At 50.3% G+C, this 15,213-nt stretch carries 15 protein-coding genes; 6 read left to right on the top strand and 9 right to left on the bottom strand.

Annotation, left to right across the window (positions count from 1 at the left end; all coding sequences use genetic code 11):
• Positions 1 to 21: 21 nt before the first annotated feature.
• A complete protein-coding gene (locus tag Q397_RS0113510) occupies positions 22 to 2,214 on the top strand; it encodes a hypothetical protein (RefSeq protein ID WP_028879869.1) in 2,193 nt (730 codons plus the stop codon).
• Positions 2,215 to 2,600: 386 nt separating this feature from the next.
• Here Q397_RS0113510 and sctV read toward each other — a convergent pair whose 3' ends face one another.
• The 9 genes from sctV to sctD are packed head-to-tail and all read right to left on the bottom strand — an operon-like array spanning position 2,601 to position 11,095.
• Positions 2,601 to 4,703 (bottom strand): type III secretion system export apparatus subunit SctV, encoded by a 2,103-nt coding sequence (gene sctV / locus Q397_RS0113505; RefSeq protein ID WP_028879868.1) that lies wholly within the window; start codon positions 4,701 to 4,703, stop codon positions 2,601 to 2,603.
• A gap of 21 nt (positions 4,704 to 4,724) precedes the next feature.
• The gene (locus Q397_RS0113500; RefSeq protein ID WP_028879867.1) at positions 4,725 to 5,072 is read right to left on the bottom strand and encodes a tetratricopeptide repeat protein; all 348 of its coding nucleotides are present in this window, start codon (positions 5,070 to 5,072) and stop codon (positions 4,725 to 4,727) included.
• An 8-nt stretch (positions 5,073 to 5,080) separates the two neighbouring features.
• Positions 5,081 to 5,461, bottom strand: coding sequence for a type III secretion apparatus assembly protein SctX (gene sctX / locus Q397_RS0113495; protein ID WP_028879866.1), 381 nt, complete (start codon positions 5,459 to 5,461; stop codon positions 5,081 to 5,083).
• Positions 5,462 to 5,476: 15 nt separating this feature from the next.
• The gene (locus tag Q397_RS0113490; RefSeq protein ID WP_028879865.1) at positions 5,477 to 5,842 is read right to left on the bottom strand and encodes a CesT family type III secretion system chaperone; all 366 of its coding nucleotides are present in this window, start codon (positions 5,840 to 5,842) and stop codon (positions 5,477 to 5,479) included.
• Positions 5,842 to 7,023: an HrpJ domain-containing protein gene (locus Q397_RS0113485; RefSeq protein WP_028879864.1), complete on the bottom strand. Its 1,182-nt coding sequence runs from the start codon at positions 7,021 to 7,023 to the stop codon at positions 5,842 to 5,844. The genes Q397_RS0113490 and Q397_RS0113485 overlap by 1 nt, the downstream gene beginning before the upstream one ends.
• A 30-nt stretch (positions 7,024 to 7,053) precedes the next feature.
• A complete protein-coding gene (locus Q397_RS24265) occupies positions 7,054 to 9,036 on the bottom strand; it encodes a secretin N-terminal domain-containing protein (protein ID WP_156950726.1) in 1,983 nt (660 codons plus the stop codon).
• Between the two features lie 49 nt (positions 9,037 to 9,085).
• A complete protein-coding gene (gene sctF, locus Q397_RS0113475; RefSeq protein WP_028879863.1) occupies positions 9,086 to 9,313 on the bottom strand; it encodes a type III secretion system needle filament subunit SctF in 228 nt (75 codons plus the stop codon).
• 25 nt (positions 9,314 to 9,338) lie between these two features.
• Positions 9,339 to 9,572: a hypothetical protein gene (locus Q397_RS0113470; RefSeq protein ID WP_028879862.1), complete on the bottom strand. Its 234-nt coding sequence runs from the start codon at positions 9,570 to 9,572 to the stop codon at positions 9,339 to 9,341.
• A 5-nt stretch (positions 9,573 to 9,577) separates the two neighbouring features.
• Entirely contained in the window at positions 9,578 to 11,095 is a 1,518-nt protein-coding gene (gene sctD / locus Q397_RS0113465) for a type III secretion system inner membrane ring subunit SctD (RefSeq protein ID WP_028879861.1), read from the bottom strand.
• Between the two features lie 254 nt (positions 11,096 to 11,349).
• Between sctD and Q397_RS0113460 the strand changes: the two genes are divergently transcribed.
• From Q397_RS0113460 to sctU, 5 genes are read left to right on the top strand one after another with little or no spacing between them, the layout of a single operon-like run.
• Positions 11,350 to 12,414: a FliM/FliN family flagellar motor switch protein gene (locus tag Q397_RS0113460; RefSeq protein ID WP_028879860.1), complete on the top strand. Its 1,065-nt coding sequence runs from the start codon at positions 11,350 to 11,352 to the stop codon at positions 12,412 to 12,414.
• Between the two features lie 20 nt (positions 12,415 to 12,434).
• Positions 12,435 to 13,085, top strand: a complete 651-nt coding sequence (sctR, locus tag Q397_RS0113455) for a type III secretion system export apparatus subunit SctR (RefSeq protein ID WP_028879859.1) — start codon at positions 12,435 to 12,437, stop codon at positions 13,083 to 13,085.
• A gap of 18 nt (positions 13,086 to 13,103) precedes the next feature.
• Positions 13,104 to 13,370: a type III secretion system export apparatus subunit SctS gene (gene sctS, locus Q397_RS0113450; RefSeq protein WP_028879858.1), complete on the top strand. Its 267-nt coding sequence runs from the start codon at positions 13,104 to 13,106 to the stop codon at positions 13,368 to 13,370.
• A complete protein-coding gene (gene sctT / locus Q397_RS0113445; protein ID WP_028879857.1) occupies positions 13,370 to 14,158 on the top strand; it encodes a type III secretion system export apparatus subunit SctT in 789 nt (262 codons plus the stop codon). Before sctS ends, sctT begins: the two co-directional genes overlap by 1 nt.
• Positions 14,155 to 15,204, top strand: a complete 1,050-nt coding sequence (gene sctU / locus Q397_RS0113440) for a type III secretion system export apparatus subunit SctU (RefSeq protein ID WP_028879856.1) — start codon at positions 14,155 to 14,157, stop codon at positions 15,202 to 15,204. Before sctT ends, sctU begins: the two co-directional genes overlap by 4 nt.
• The last annotated feature ends 9 nt before the right edge of the window (positions 15,205 to 15,213 follow it).

Genomic DNA, 15,213 nt, shown 5'->3' with positions numbered 1-15,213 from the left:
ACGCAAATTAGGAGTAACCCCATGGTAAATCCGATCATAAATAACCCAGGCCTCTATCAACCTTTGATCCCACCCGGGAACGGCGGCGTTCAAAACGTAGGTCAAGGCGCACAAGGGGCACAAAACGCCCAGAACGCCAATAATGGCGGTGTCAACATGCAGCCAGCCCCACCGGGCGGCGCTTTGCAAGGTCACAATATTGGGGCAGGTAACGCACCGGGCATCTTTAGCCAGATCAAAAATTCCATCACCAACTTCTTTGATCGGATCGGCGCCTTCTTCCGCCCGTCCCCACCGGTACCGATGAATGCCAACCCGACCGTTGCGCAGCTCAACACCCCATCCCCGCATGGTCTGTTGCAAACCGCGCCGGGTCTGGACGCCCGCATGGATGCCTATCGCCAAGATATCGGCTCTCCCCTCTCTCAACAAGATGTGCGCGACCTGATCAACACCGGTGAAAAGATCATGTCCGCGATCCAGCACTCACGACCAAATGCCGATGGTTCCTACGATATCCAACAGGGCGGGCAGGACGTCAACGTACGTTCCAACACCCATACAACATTGGCTCTGTCATGGTATATGATGGCAAAAGCCGGCGCTGATGGCGATGATAGCTTGATCGGCAGCGGATCCATGTTGATGAAAGATCCCGGCAACAAGGTCTATAACTTCTTAAGTTCCGCACCAACGGCTTATGACCGTATTTCGACTCACTTCAACGAACGTTCCGCGAGCCCGATCAATCATGGTCATGCGACACAGCGTGGCATTGAAGATTTCGAGAGCCGTATGCCGTCCAAAAAAGGCGCGATTTGCTTTGATAAACTGAATGATCCGAATGGGGGCCAGCCGGACCTGTTTGTTAAAATCGAAGGTTCAGGGATGCCACCGGTCTTTCGTGGGCTTGCTCATCACGGCGATGAAGGCACCAGCACAGGGACACGTGTCCTAAATGCGTTTAAATCCATCGGTCGCCAGTTCCAGCATTGCACCAGCTTTATCTCCACACGTTTTGCTGCGCCGGATGGCGGAAACTTCCAAATGCACCGCGAGCATATCAACAAAGATGCGCAGCGTGACATCGTCTTCCAGCCGTTCAGCAACGCCATGAACCTGTTAACCAACCCGAATGATCCAAATGAAAATGCGGGCGAAGCTTTCATCAAACAAGGTCAAAAATATGGTCTAGGCCATATCGAGGCACAACTTTATGAAATTTCAGGTGCGTTGGATCTTCTGGATGACCTGACGGGCAATCAGATCACCATCAACGGGACAGACTACACAGCAGACCTGAACGCCCTGAGAGCCGCAGTAGATGCCGCACTTGACGGGTGTAATGACTTCCGTCAAGAAGACAATGTAGGTAACGACTATGGCGTTGTGCGTAAAGGTGCAGAAGTCCATATCGGCTTTGCAGACACACCGGACTTCAAAACTCTTGAAATTCAAGATGCATTTGCCGCTGTCCAAAATGCCGATGACCAGACAATTGCAGCCACTTTAAAGGACCAGCTCACAACAGCAAACGGGAATTTGAAATCTCGCGAAGAACGTGACGACGTCTTCCAGATTGCCAAAGTTGCCTGTGGCCTCAGCCATGTTCAAATGAACAATATCGTCCTTGCCTTGTTGGAAGATCAACAAAATACTGTTGATTATAACAGTGGCAACTTATTGAGAACGGATAACCCCGCGTCTTGGGTCGCCTCCGCACATGTCAAAGCGATGGTTCAAGACTGGATCGATGAGGTAAAACAAGCCGTTTTCGACCACCCGGGCGCCCTTGAAATGACGGGACCACAACTTGAGCAAACGATTTTGAATAAAATCCTGCGCAGTACCGATGATCTGCCAGATCAGTTCAAACAGCTGATGACGGGTATTCAGAACCTCCAAGATGGTGAAGGCAGTGCTTTGCGTGCTAAATATGGCGTTGATACGGCAGATACCGTTACCAATGATGCCTTTATCCTGCGCAACGTCATGCCTGCCTTCATTAAAGACCCAGAGTTCCTGAATGAATTTGGGATGGGGGCTGCACGCGTGGTTCAGCACGTTCAACAGATGTTTAACGCCGCTGTATCCGACTCAACCCCAGAAGAGGCAGTTGAGCAACTTGTGCAACGTCACGGGCTTGATCCTGAAGTTGCAACCGAAGGCAACATCAATATGTTAAGAGCCTTCTACGACGAAATCCGCGCATAAGCCGGACCGTCTACAGTAAAGCCGCCTACCAATGGCCTCCCTCACCAGGGAGGCCATTTTTTTATGTTTCCTTTCCTCTTCCCCCCTGCTCCTTCTGCCGCTTGAAGAGAGTACGCAGAGATCTGTCCTGATAAGCGGAGAGCATTGCTTTTTTCTTTTGCCCTTGATCTGAACCTTGACCTTACCTCTCAGGTTCTCAGCAGCCCGACATTGATCAAGGCCCCCTTCCCCTGCCCTGCCCACACAGCTTCATGAAGTTGAACAACCTCTATACGCCATCTCTGCCTATAGGTAATAGGGCCTGCGTCCCCTCATAGAAAAAGGCACGAGAAGATCGCTCCTCTCGTGCCTTTGTTTCAACGCTTTAAAACAGCTTTACGGTTTGCTTACAGTGTTACACGACCCAAAGGCTGAATATTCACGTCCTTGGCCAGCTCTTGATAGGACAGGACCGGCAACTCGTACAGTTCCGCCTCAATCATCTTGCGGACATATCGGCGGATATCCATTGAGGTCAGCAGAACCGGCTGATGAGGCTGGGCAGATAAGTCCCCAACCGTTTCCTTCAAGTTCGTCACCAGCTTGCGCACCGCCGCCGGATCAAGGGCAAGATAGCTCCCCGTTGAGGTCTGGCGGATTTCGTTACGGATAGTATCTTCCACATCCGGCGTAAACATATAAGACGGCAAGATATTCTGTGATGTCTTATACTTATGACAGATATGGCGGCTTAAGGAGCCACGGACATATTCCACCAACAAGACGGTGTCTTTTTCCTTCTGGCCCCATTCGATTAAGGCTTCAAAGATCGTTCGCAGGTTCCGAATAGAAACATCTTCGCTCACCAGACGTTTTAAAATCTCGTTGATCTTCTGGATCGGCAAGACGCGCTGTGCTTCCTTGATCAGTTCCCCATATTCACTTTCAAACGTATCAATCAGGCGCTTGGTTTCCTGAATACCGATAAATTCTTCTGCATGCTGTTTAAGAACATACGACAAGTGATAGGTCAGGATGGTCGCACCTTCCATGTAAGAATAGCCCATGGCATCCATGCGGTCCTTATGTTTTGCATCCACCCAAAGCGTCTCAAGGTTGGGCAGGAACTTCTCGCCCTTCTCCACCTCGATATTCAACATGGCGAGATCGTCCACCTTTTCGCGTGACAGCAATTTACCCGCCAGGATTTTACCCTGACAGGTCGGGACTTCGTTGATCAAAATAGTATAACTACCCGGGGCCAAATTCTGGTTAAAGCGCAGGTAAATTTCAGGGAACGGGACGCCCAAATCAAAATAGAGCGCGCGCCGCAGCCGGATCAGCTCGTTATTCAGCTTTTTATCATTGATCGAACTTCGTCCGTCACTACTGACATCAATAATCAACGGTGTGGTCAGGGTCAGTTCTGCCGCAGATGCTTTAGAATCCAGATTTTCGTTGTAATCCTCTTCCGCGACGATGGCCAATCCGCCCTCTTCGTCGTCCCCACCCTCTTTCTTGCCAAATTTGCCGGACTGAAATTTATTGAGCATCACGCCACCGCCGCCGACAAGGGCTGCAAGGATCAAAAAGATCGTGGTCGGAAAACCCGGAATAAACCCAAAACCCACCAAAATCGCAGAGGCGACCAACAAAGCGCGATGATGACCAAACACTTGTCCGGTAATGTCGGACCCAAGGTTTGCGTTTTCCACATCATCGTCACTAATGCGGGTTACAATGATCCCCGCAGTAATGGAGATCAACAGAGCCGGAATTTGGGAGACAAGACCATCACCAATCGTCAGGATAGAATAGACCTGCAAGGCATCGCTAATTTCCATCCCGCGCTGCATGGCCCCGATGGAGACACCACCCAAGATGTTGACGAAGATGATAATCAGGCCCGCGATCGCATCGCCCTTCACAAACTTCATGGCACCGTCCATGGCGCCGTAAAGCTGGCTTTCTTTCTCCACCATGGAACGGCGGCGCTTGGCCTCTTTCATATCAATGGTGCCGGCGCGCATATCCCCATCAATGGACATCTGCTTACCCGGCATCGCATCAAGGGAAAAACGCGCGCCGACTTCTGCGACACGTTCAGAGCCTTTGGTGATTACGATAAACTGGACGATCGTGATGATCAAAAAGATAACCAGACCAACGATCAGGTTTCCCTGCACCACAAAGTTACCAAACGTTTCAACGATCGCACCCGCATCAGCTTGCAACAGGATCAAACGGGTTGTGGTGATCGACAGCGCCAATCGAAACAGCGTTGTAATCAACAATACCGCCGGAAAAGACGTAAACCCAAGCGGTGACGGCAAATAGACCGCCACCATCAACAGGATAACGGACAAAGTCATATTGGTGGCAATCAACGTATCCACCACCAGCGTCGGCATCGGCAGGATCATCATAAAGATGATCGCCATCAACAACACCGCAAGCGCGATGTCAGTCCGCTTGGACATAAGCACTAAAAGGCCGAGTATTTTATCCATAAATCTTTTCCACCAAAGGGATCAGCCTTTGTTGATCCTTTCCAGAATGTCTTGTGCTTTTTGGAGTTCGCCTTGGGACGCAAGGGCACGCGCGCGCAGAATTTCCAGCCCGTCGATATCTTCTTTCTCGTCACTCAGCTTGTAGACCTGATCAATATGAAACAGAGCTTGCGCACCATCGCCATTTTGAAAATGACCATAGGCCAACAGCTTATGAACCTGCGCGTCCTGATCGTTGATATGATGCATCCCTTTTAAGATCGACAGCGCCTTTTCAGCACGCTGAGCATCGATCAGGAAAAAGGCCAACACCATCAAGGCATCCCAGGAATTATTTGAGAGCGCAGGCTCCGACTTTCGTTTCGTCATCCTTGATCTTATCCTGCAAACAACATTTCACGGAAATACTGCAAGGCTTCCTGAAGGTTCTGATGATCTTCAATCGCGGCCTTCATCTCGCCAAGAGCTTCATGATTTCCCATCTGGTCCAGCGCCTTCATCGCGTTTTTAAGTTCTGCCTCAAACTTATGCGGCGACAGAATTTCACGATCACTGATAAACGGCATCACCGCCATTCGGGTCTGGGAACTCAGGGTCGGTGCATTTTGCAGTCGCGACACCATACCCGATGTGTTGGCTTCGGACGGGGCCAGCTTGGTTTTGCGCTGATCGCCCAGCGTTTCCTGCACCCCCTGATTGCCGATCCGACCAATCCCGCGGTCAAAGTTAATAATCGGAGCGTTATTTTGAATAGCCATAAGACATCCTCCTAATCACGCCGCCAACTGGCGGAACCGTTCTGACAATTCATCCAGCACCTGTTCAAGGATACTGAGATCGGCCTGACTTTGGTCCAGACGGACAAAAAAGATCAGCCGTTCATCTTTCGACAGACCGGATCTCACCGGATGACGAAAGATGGTGTCAAAATGGCTTTGGGCCAGTGCTTTGCGTGCCATATCCGGTTTAAACCGGTCATAAGTCTGAGACAGCGCCACAGTGATGTGATCTTCTGCTTTCTCCAACTGGAGAGTCCCCAGACGTTCAAATTCAAATTCACAGAGGTTATTTTCGTCGAACCGAAGTCCCTCTATGCCCATGCTTTCGCCAAATCGTGTTAACAGATCATCAAAAAACATTATTCATTCTCCAGCATATCTTGCTCGATCTCGTCAGCGATGTCCTGCGCTTCAACGACACTATCCATAATCCGGTCCTTATTACGGATCGCTTCTTGCGTATCCTGCGAATAGGTGCGCAGAGGCAGGTTCGACAGAACCGTCCTGACTTCGCGCAAGACCGCAATTTTCCCTTCGATGGGAGAGGATAAAACCGAGTCAGCCAGTTTTGTGATCTGGTTGGCGGAAACGCTAAACGGACGATCCACAGCCTCAAACGTGCCTTGCATAATCTTGAAGGCCGCATTTTCCGGCACACCACTATAAAACCCTTCAAGGCGTTTCACCGACACGCTTGCCTGATCATAGGTCGTTTTGACCACTTCCAACTGGTAGAGATTATCAATCACGGCTTTTTGCTGATTTTTATCCACATTGGATGACATGGACGACATATCGGCACCAGCGGCACGAATGAGATATTCCACAGCATCCGTAAAGCCTTTTTCGCCATATTTTTCCATGATGGAACAAAACGTGTGACCGATACCCGCATCTGCAGCGACCTCTGCCATATAGAGGTTACGCAGATCAACCATGCTGCCCAGCGCTTCACTGGCATAAAGTGCTGCACTTTCTGAAATGATCATCCCAGAGTGAATTTCACGCCCGTTTTCCGCCAGATAGCTGTTGGTTGCCTCTTCAACAATGCTGCGCAGTTGCTCGCTATCGCTATCATCCAACGTGTGGGAGATATGTTCCAGCACCGCATAGACCTGCACCGGATCAGGGTCTTCATGTTTGGACAGTTCATTTTTCAGATAATCCAGCAACTCGTCCTTACTGGAAAAGCTTTGCTGACGCGACCGCTGGGTAATGTCCGAAATTTCATCTTTACGGTTTTTCAGATCAGGGAGTTTATTGAGATAATCGTCAATCTTTTTAACCTGCTCAACCCGTTTTGCCAGCTCTGCATTATCCGGCTTGAGAGAACGTTTTTTACCCTGTTTTTTCTCCGCACGTTCCGAAAAGGCCGCGCCGATTTCTTCTTGCATGTCAGCCGCCAGTGACTGTGCGGAAATTTGGATTTTCACCCCTTCCCCACCGCGACTACCAGCTTGTGCTTGCGGGGACATAGCGGCGTTACCTGCATTATTGGCAGTGGCAATCGCGCTTTGTCCTGAAACTATGTTAATACTCATTCTGCGTACCTCTAAAAGCTCAAGAGAGACTTATCCCTCGCGCTCCTTCCAAATTGTGCGCAACGTGTCCATCAGTTCGTCTGTAATGTCCTGACCTTCCTGCTCCGTTGTGAAGACACGCGGATTGAGGAACACCACCAGCTCTGTACTGCTGTTCAACCTGTCACTCGACCCAAACAACGGCCCGATTAACGGCAGATCCCCAAGGATCGGCAAACGGTTATTGGTCACAGTATCTTGCTCAGAAATCAAACCACCCAACACAGCGGTCTGACCGGATTTCACATCGATCTGTGTGTCGATAATGCGTTTTGATAACGTCGGCGTCAGAGATGATGTGTTGGACAGGGACGACACCCGAGACACTTCTTGCGTAATATTCAAAGTCACCTTGCCGCTTTTGTTGGCATAAGGTGTCACTTTCAGGATCACCCCGGTCGGCTGATATTCAACACTTGTCACCGTCGGCGCATTTGGATTTGTCGTATCCTGCACTTCCCTGACTGTCACCGGGACTTCGTCGCCCACCTGCAAACTGGCTTCATGATTATTTGCCACGATCAGTTTAGGACGCGACAACACCCGAATATCGGTCACAGCGCGTAACGCATTGATCACCGACTGGACATTGCCTGTATTGTTCAGGATAGCGTTAAAGCCAGGATACGTGGCCCCAACCGCCCCAGTCGTCGCATTGGAAAAACCAAGACTGACTTTGCCCTCCGCGAGGCCCTCAAACAAAGACTGCACCCCAAACTGCAACCGGTCATTCAACGACACTTCGATAATGGTCGCTTCAATCATGATTTGAATGGGTTTTGAATCCAGCTTCTGAACCGCTTCATAAATTTCCTGATAATCTTCCAGCGTGGCGCGGATCAACAGGGAGTTTGCGTGCTTGCTCGGCACCGCGACCACCGTCGAGTCCACCTGCGGGGCTGATTGCCCCCCATCACCCTCTGCCGGTGCTGCGCGGGTGCCGCCCCAGCCCAACTGGTTCAGCTGATCCGCAATAACACCCGCTTCCGCATTCTGCAGCTCGATAACATAGAGCCCCCGCCCTTTATGGGCCGGTCGATCAAGATCACGCACGATCTGGCGCAATTTCTGGATCATCTGCTCAGAGCGACCGGTCAACAAAATCGCATTCAACCGCGGTAATGGCGCGTAATTGATCGCGGATCCGGCCTGACCTTGCGGGTAGATTTGGGCCAATTCGGCCATCATACGCCCCGCTTCGGTGTGATTAAGCGGCACAACCATCAAGCGACGCCCCGTCAGCATGTTGGTATCAAAATATTTTGCGGACTCGATCACCCGCTGGCGACTGTCTTTCGGTCCCCAGACAAAAAGCAACCCACGATCAGCATCAACCGTGACCTTGGTAATACCCGGAAAAGCCTGTTGCAACAAACGGGCAACGTTTTCCGGTTCGGTGTTTACGATGGGGATCACCGAAAAGGCCTTCATCTGCTCCCCCAGAGGGACCAGACTGTCTTTCACATTGACGATAAACACATCATCAGATCGATCCAGCACCACACCAGCAACCGATAATCTTTCTCGCAACAACTTCACGAGTTCGACCTCGCTCATGGTGCCGCCGGCACTCAGATCGATGCGCCCGGTTACATCCGGTGAAATAACAAAGGACTGTTGCAGCACTTCACCGATTACGGCAGCGGCAACATCGGAGATACGGGCGTTCGAGAAACGAAAAGATAGTTTTTTCGGCTCTGTACCCAATCCCGCATACAATTCGGCATTGGCAACCTCGCCCACATAAAAGTCATCACTTTCACGTACAGGGGGTTCGCTTTCTGCGTTCTTTGCTTCCTGTTCGGCTTTTGCCTGCTCTCTTGCCTGATCCTCGTTCGTCTTCTCCTGCATTTCGGTGAAGACACGATCATAGCTTGACCCATCCATCTTCCATGGGTCCCAAGATCCGGAACAGGATGCCAGCAAAACGGACATACCAACCACAGTAAAACTGTTACGTAGTGACGACTTCAACGCCTCTCCCCTTTATTATTATCCCCTTGGCGACAAGAGGCCTGTTAGTTTAACGCATGTTCTGAATGATGGATTTCACCGCATCGCCATAACTCTTCATCATCGTAGATTGAAGGTTGATGGACATGCTCCATTTCTGCATGGCTTGCTGCATTTCCAGCATATGGGCCGTATCATCCAGACCGTTAGGGTTTTTGGACAATGTTTCCAGTTCATTTGCCTTCTGAGTCACAACACTGTTCAGGTTGCTGCTCATGGATTTCATATCAAAGCTCATATCGGCTCTCCTTTAGAATATTGGCTTATGTATTCTTAGTAACCCAATAGGACTGAAAAGTTTCACCTGCAGCCGCAATTGCTGCCCGAAATTTTTCCATTCTTGCAAAATCGTCCGGCTTCAGGCCGCCATCAATCTGCTTTTTTGCGGCTTCGTCCATAGCCCCAAGACGTGCCATCAAGTCATTGACCACGGTTTTATCGGCATCACTGTCCAGTTTTTCCTGCATTTCAGACAAGGCCATCGCGTCTTCGTTCATTTGGCTCATTCCTTTCCAATTTGATAAAATTTATTCTTTGATCCCTGCTGCGTCCCGACCCCCTTGTCGGAAATACGCGTGATCACATACCCGTTTGGCAATGTGTCCCCAACGCTATAGGTCTTTCCATTGCTGCCGATCGCGACCGCGACATCCCCATAAATCATCCCGCTAAAACCAAATCGACGGGGGGACGGCACGGTCTTTGCCACAACGGGTTGGACACGTTTTTCCACCACGACAAGTGGCGGGGGGGCAACCGCTTTCGCAACTTTATCCGTCACCTGAGACTGGATATCCAACTGGCTTTCAATTGTGGCACCCCACGGATCCGCGCTAAACAACGTCTGCTTAAAAGTTTGCATCGCCTCCATCAGGCGTGTTTTTTCCGCAGGCTCCACCTCACCGCTCACAACCATGCGACGCGGTATGTTATTTTCGTGATGCAAGACTGTTTGAAGCGGTAAGCTCAGCTTCAACGCGTTGATCTTTGCCTCCAACTCCGTTTTGATCGCGTCTGCCGTGATCAATTGCAGATCAAGTGGGCGCAACTGCGGTAAGTCCCGTTGTAAGACAGCGACAATCTGATTTTGCAGAACTTCATTGGGGACATAGCCCTGAAGTTCTATTTCCCCGCTGTCCACATTCCCTTGCACATGCCAGTTGACGTCCATGCGGCTCAACAAGGTTTTAACGGAATTGGCCTGCAAGTTCAGGACTGCGATATTCATACGCGGCGCATATCCCTGATCAGAAAAAAGATACCGCAAATCCAGCATGTCCGCCGATGTTTTCACAAAGCCGGTTAACGCCAGGACACCATTGCGATCAAATTCAAACGTGACACTTTTATCCAAGCCGACCTGCTGCAACAGATCAGCCACTTTCTCATCCGGGGTTACCACAACCTCCGGCGTGCGTTCCCGTGTCACAAACAGAAAGACAAGCCCCAACACCACAAGGGCGCCAGCAGAAACACTCCAAAACAAAATCTTTTTGCCCGACCGTCTCTGTTCAGGCGCACTCTCTTCATCTGTTTCCTTCTGTGCCTCACTCACTGGGTCGCTCGCCTCAGAAACAGCGTCTGCTTGGTCATCCTGCGCAAGGGGAGCCGCGTCACCCTCTTGCCCTTCTTCTCGCGCCTCATCCACCATAGGTTCACGTTTGGGGGCGCTAAAAATCTCAAGATCCACAAGGGGCCAGCTTACTTCTTCACCTTGAGCAACAATCAGGATCGTCCCGGCAATTTTGATGGGACTAAAAAGCGCGCAATTGACCGCACCGCTTTCCGGTGTGGCTTCCCGGAGGTCATCTGCAACATAAAGCGCAGCCCCTTCAACGGGGAGCAAACGCACAGACTGACCATCCGATGTCAATCGGATATGCGTTGGTGCCAAACCCTGATCAGAGAAAATAACATCACAGTCCAGACCCCGGCCAACCGTAACCTCTTCATTTGGGTGAAGACGAGCGCGCGCGCCCTCATTCGGGCCTGAGAGAACTTTAAGGATCAAATCTGACATAAAGGGATACCGCTTTTCTTTTCATTATTTCCGTTCACTTCAGTCAAAAGCATTTTTTTTCGCAACGTTTCACAAAAACCAAACAGGACAAAAGCCGTGTCAAATCCAGCTTTTCAGCCAAACTGCAACACGCCACCGTTTATTAGTCACTGCTGATCACAAAAAGTTTCTCAATTAAATGAAAAAAAAGAAACTTATTGTCCCGCCCTGTTACTTACGAAAAAAGGCCAGACAATAAGGGTAGTATTGCAGTCGTGGACACATCACATCACACCATCCATCCAGCGCGTTTAAAACACTACGCCTATTCCCAAATTCAAGACCTGAACAAAACCAGTAAACTGGTCGCGGGTTTGTGCACCATTCTGGGCGCGCGCCATCAACTGGCGTCTTCCACAAGCTTTGAACAGGCGGTCCAAATCAGTTTAAAACTGGGCGATAGCCATCTCATCCTTCTCGCGGATCGCAACTTTGTGCAAGAAATCGGCTGCGCCCATTTTGACCTACCCGCCGATTACGTCATACCTGAAGGCTTGCAATGCGCCAGTGTAGAAAACGTCCTGTCCCCGTTCCTTCATCAGTTGGAAAATGCCCTCAACATCACCATTGCCATTGAGGATGTGCGCTTGGCTGACGTTGATAGCCTGAACGGACAGTTTGACTATTACGCCATTTCCCATCCTGATCACCGCGACTTTAACGTTGCATTGTCCCTTGTCTCCGACCTACCAGACATTCCCCTACCGCTTTATCCGGTGGACGACACCATGACGATCACCTTCCCGATCGTGCTTGATGAAATGTCTTTGTCCTTAAACCAGATTGAAGACTTGGAAATCGGCGATATTTTCCTCAGTCAAATCTCGCGCACTGCGACCACTCTGGACTGTCGCCTTCCCCTTGCCGGACAATGGCTAGGCGCCACCATTGAAGACAACAAACTGCTGTTTAAACAAATGGATATCCAAATGACCAACGAAGAAAATCAAAGCCAGCCTGCCCCGACACCGGATGATCAAGACAGCACGACCGCTGACGGCCAAGATGCCTCGGTTGAAGAGGGAAATCCGGTAGCCGCCCAAAAGATCGTGGATGAACAGACCTTGGGTGATGCGGAAATCAAGGTCCGCTTTGATCTGGGGGAACTTTCAATGGCGCTGAAAGATGTACAAAATCTGGTCGAAGGATCGGTGGTCGAACTGCCACAAAGCTTTGATCAACTGGTGCGCATCTCCATCAACGGCACGCCTGTTGGGCAAGCCGAACTGATCGACATCGATGGCAAGGCCGGGGTTCGTATCCTGCGCCTGAACCGCTAAGGTAAGGGTCTGATTTTCCGATGACAGAATTACCCAACCCCATGACCCTGATCGGGGCCATGTCTGCTTTGGCGCTGTTGCCTTTTATCGCCATCATGGTGACCTCGTTCGTTAAATTTGCCGTTGTCCTGTCGCTGGTTCGAAATGCCCTTGGGGTTCAACAGATTCCGCCCAACTCGGCCCTTTATGGTCTATCGATCATTCTAACGCTCTATGTCATGGCGCCCGTTGGTCACCAAATTTACCAAGTCGTGCAATCCACCTCTTTGGAATTTACCGACCCCGCCATCCTCATGGAACGGTTGACCAATGCGGCTGAACCCTTACGCCAGTTTCTTGCCAAACATGCCAATGACGCGCCACGGGATTTCTTTGTGGAAACCACCCGTAAAATCTGGCCGGAAGAGCTTGCCGCCCAAATTGACCGGAACAGCTATTTTATCCTGATCCCGGCCTTTACGGTTTCTGAACTAACGGCCGCGTTTGAAATTGGCTTTTTGCTCTATCTGCCATTCATCGCCATTGACTTGATTATCTCGAATATCCTGCTGGCAATGGGGATGATGATGGTATCGCCCATGACCATTTCCTTGCCGTTCAAGCTGTTTCTATTCGTCGCTGTAGAGGGCTGGACCCGCCTGATCTACGGTCTTGTCCTGTCCTATCAATAGACGAAAGGAGCACGACGCATGGATAACACCGATACAATGAATTTGGTCTCCCAGACCCTGATGATCGTCCTGACCTTGTCCTTGCCCCCTATTTTGGCGGCAACTGTCATCGGCTTGCTGGTCAGCCTATTTCAGGCACTGACCCAAATTCAGGAACAGACGCTGGGCTTTATTCTCAAGCTCTTGGCGGTGATCGTGACAATTTTTGCCACCGCAGGCTGGGCTGGTCACACGCTCTTCCAGTTCACCCTGATGATCTTTGACTCCTTTAAAGACATTGGCTGATGTTTGACTTGCTGAGCGAAGGAAAGCACATTCTGACCGTCCTTGCGATGGTCATTCCGCGTTTTCTAACCGTGATGGCTTTACTCCCGATCTTTGCGAAAGGCTTTTTGCCCGGTATGCTGCGCAATGGTATGGCGATCAGCCTGACCATTGTCCTGGTCCCGCCAGTTATGCTGAATGTCAAAATGGCAGAACTTGGCATGCCCAACCTGACCGTCATCATCCTAAAAGAAGTCATGGTCGGCTTTTTATTGTCCCTGCCGCTGGTCATCACCTTTTGGGCGGCAGAAGCCATCGGCGCTTATATCGACAACCAACGCGGGGCATCAATGGCAAGCAGCATGGACCCACTGACCAATGAACAGACGACACCGTTGGGGCAATTGTTCATCCGCGCCTACACCACGTTTTTCCTGGCAAGCGGCAGTTTCCTAATTCTGTTGGACCTGATTTACACAAGCTATATCACATGGCCCGTCACCGAGTTTTTCCCCAGCTTTAGCCCCGATGTGGTCGATATTTATCTGGGGCTGCTTGATCGTTTTATGTGGTTGGTGGTTGTCATGACAGCCCCCGTTATTATCTCTATGATGTTGGCAGAACTGGCACTGGCGCTGATCAGCCGCTTTGCACCACAGCTTAATGTGTTCTTTCTCGCCATGCCGGTCAAAAGTGCCATGGGCGTTTTTGTCCTGATTATCTATCTGCCTTTATTGGTGACAAACCTGATGGGCTACCTTGATGGCTATCGCAGCCTCATCGGTAATGTCGGAGGGGCCTTTCAATGAGTGAAAAGACGGAAAACCCCACCCCGAAAAAACTTCGTGATGCCCGCAAAGACGGTCAGGTTGCCAAAAGTAAAGAAATCCCGTCTGCCGTTCTGATGAGTGCAACGCTGCTGTTCCTCATCGCCCAAGGGCCGACGTATTTTGAACGGTTCGAACAATTTTTCAATGCGTTTTCAGCCGTCTATGAATTTGAAGATAGTGCCAGTGCGATCGGCTATGTCTTTACGTTGCTGAAGGATATTGCCTTTGCCATCATCATCCCGTTCTGCCTGTTGGTCTTCGTCTTGGGCTTTGCCTCCAACTATTTTCAAATCGGCTTTTTAATGTCCTTCAAGGCAGCAAAGCCTGCGCTGAATAAAATCAGCCCGGCCACCAACGCGAAGAACATTTTTTCCATTAAAAACCTGATGGAGTTTTTAAAGTCCATCATCAAAATCGTCACTCTGATCGTGATTCTGACCTATGTGATTGTGGAAAACATCCCTTCTTTACTGCAAGCCCCACGGTGTGGTCTGGAATGTGTCTTTTCCGTCACCGGCGCCATGTTAAAACAGATCGTGATTTTTTCCATCCCGGTCTTTGTCGTGATCGCGGGGGCCGATTTCATCTTTGAAAAGACCCAGCACATCAAGAAGCTGAAAATGTCCAAAGATGAGGTCAAACGCGAATATAAAGAGTCAGAAGGCGATCCGATGATCAAGAGCCAACGTAAACAATTGCATCAGGAAATGCTGATGCATGACACCTCAGAACGTGTAAGAAAGTCGAGTGTACTTGTGACAAACCCGGTTCATATTGCCATTGGTCTTTATTATGACGAGGATGAAACACCCCTTCCCGTCATTATGGCAAAAGGAAAAGACCATATCGCGCGCCGCATGGTGGAAATCGCCAAGGAAGAAGGCATCCCTGTGATGCAGAATATCCCGCTGGCCCATGCGCTCAATAACGAATGTCAAATGGATCAGATGATCCCGGCAGAACTGATTGAACCCGTGGCAGAAGTCCTGCGTTGGGTTCAATCCCTCGAAAATGGCGAGGTATAAGGCGGTCTT

The sequence above is a fragment of the Terasakiella pusilla DSM 6293 genome (assembly GCF_000688235.1).
Lineage (GTDB): Bacteria > Pseudomonadota > Alphaproteobacteria > Rhodospirillales > Terasakiellaceae > Terasakiella > Terasakiella pusilla.
This window is presented reverse-complemented; position numbering and strand designations above follow the sequence as displayed.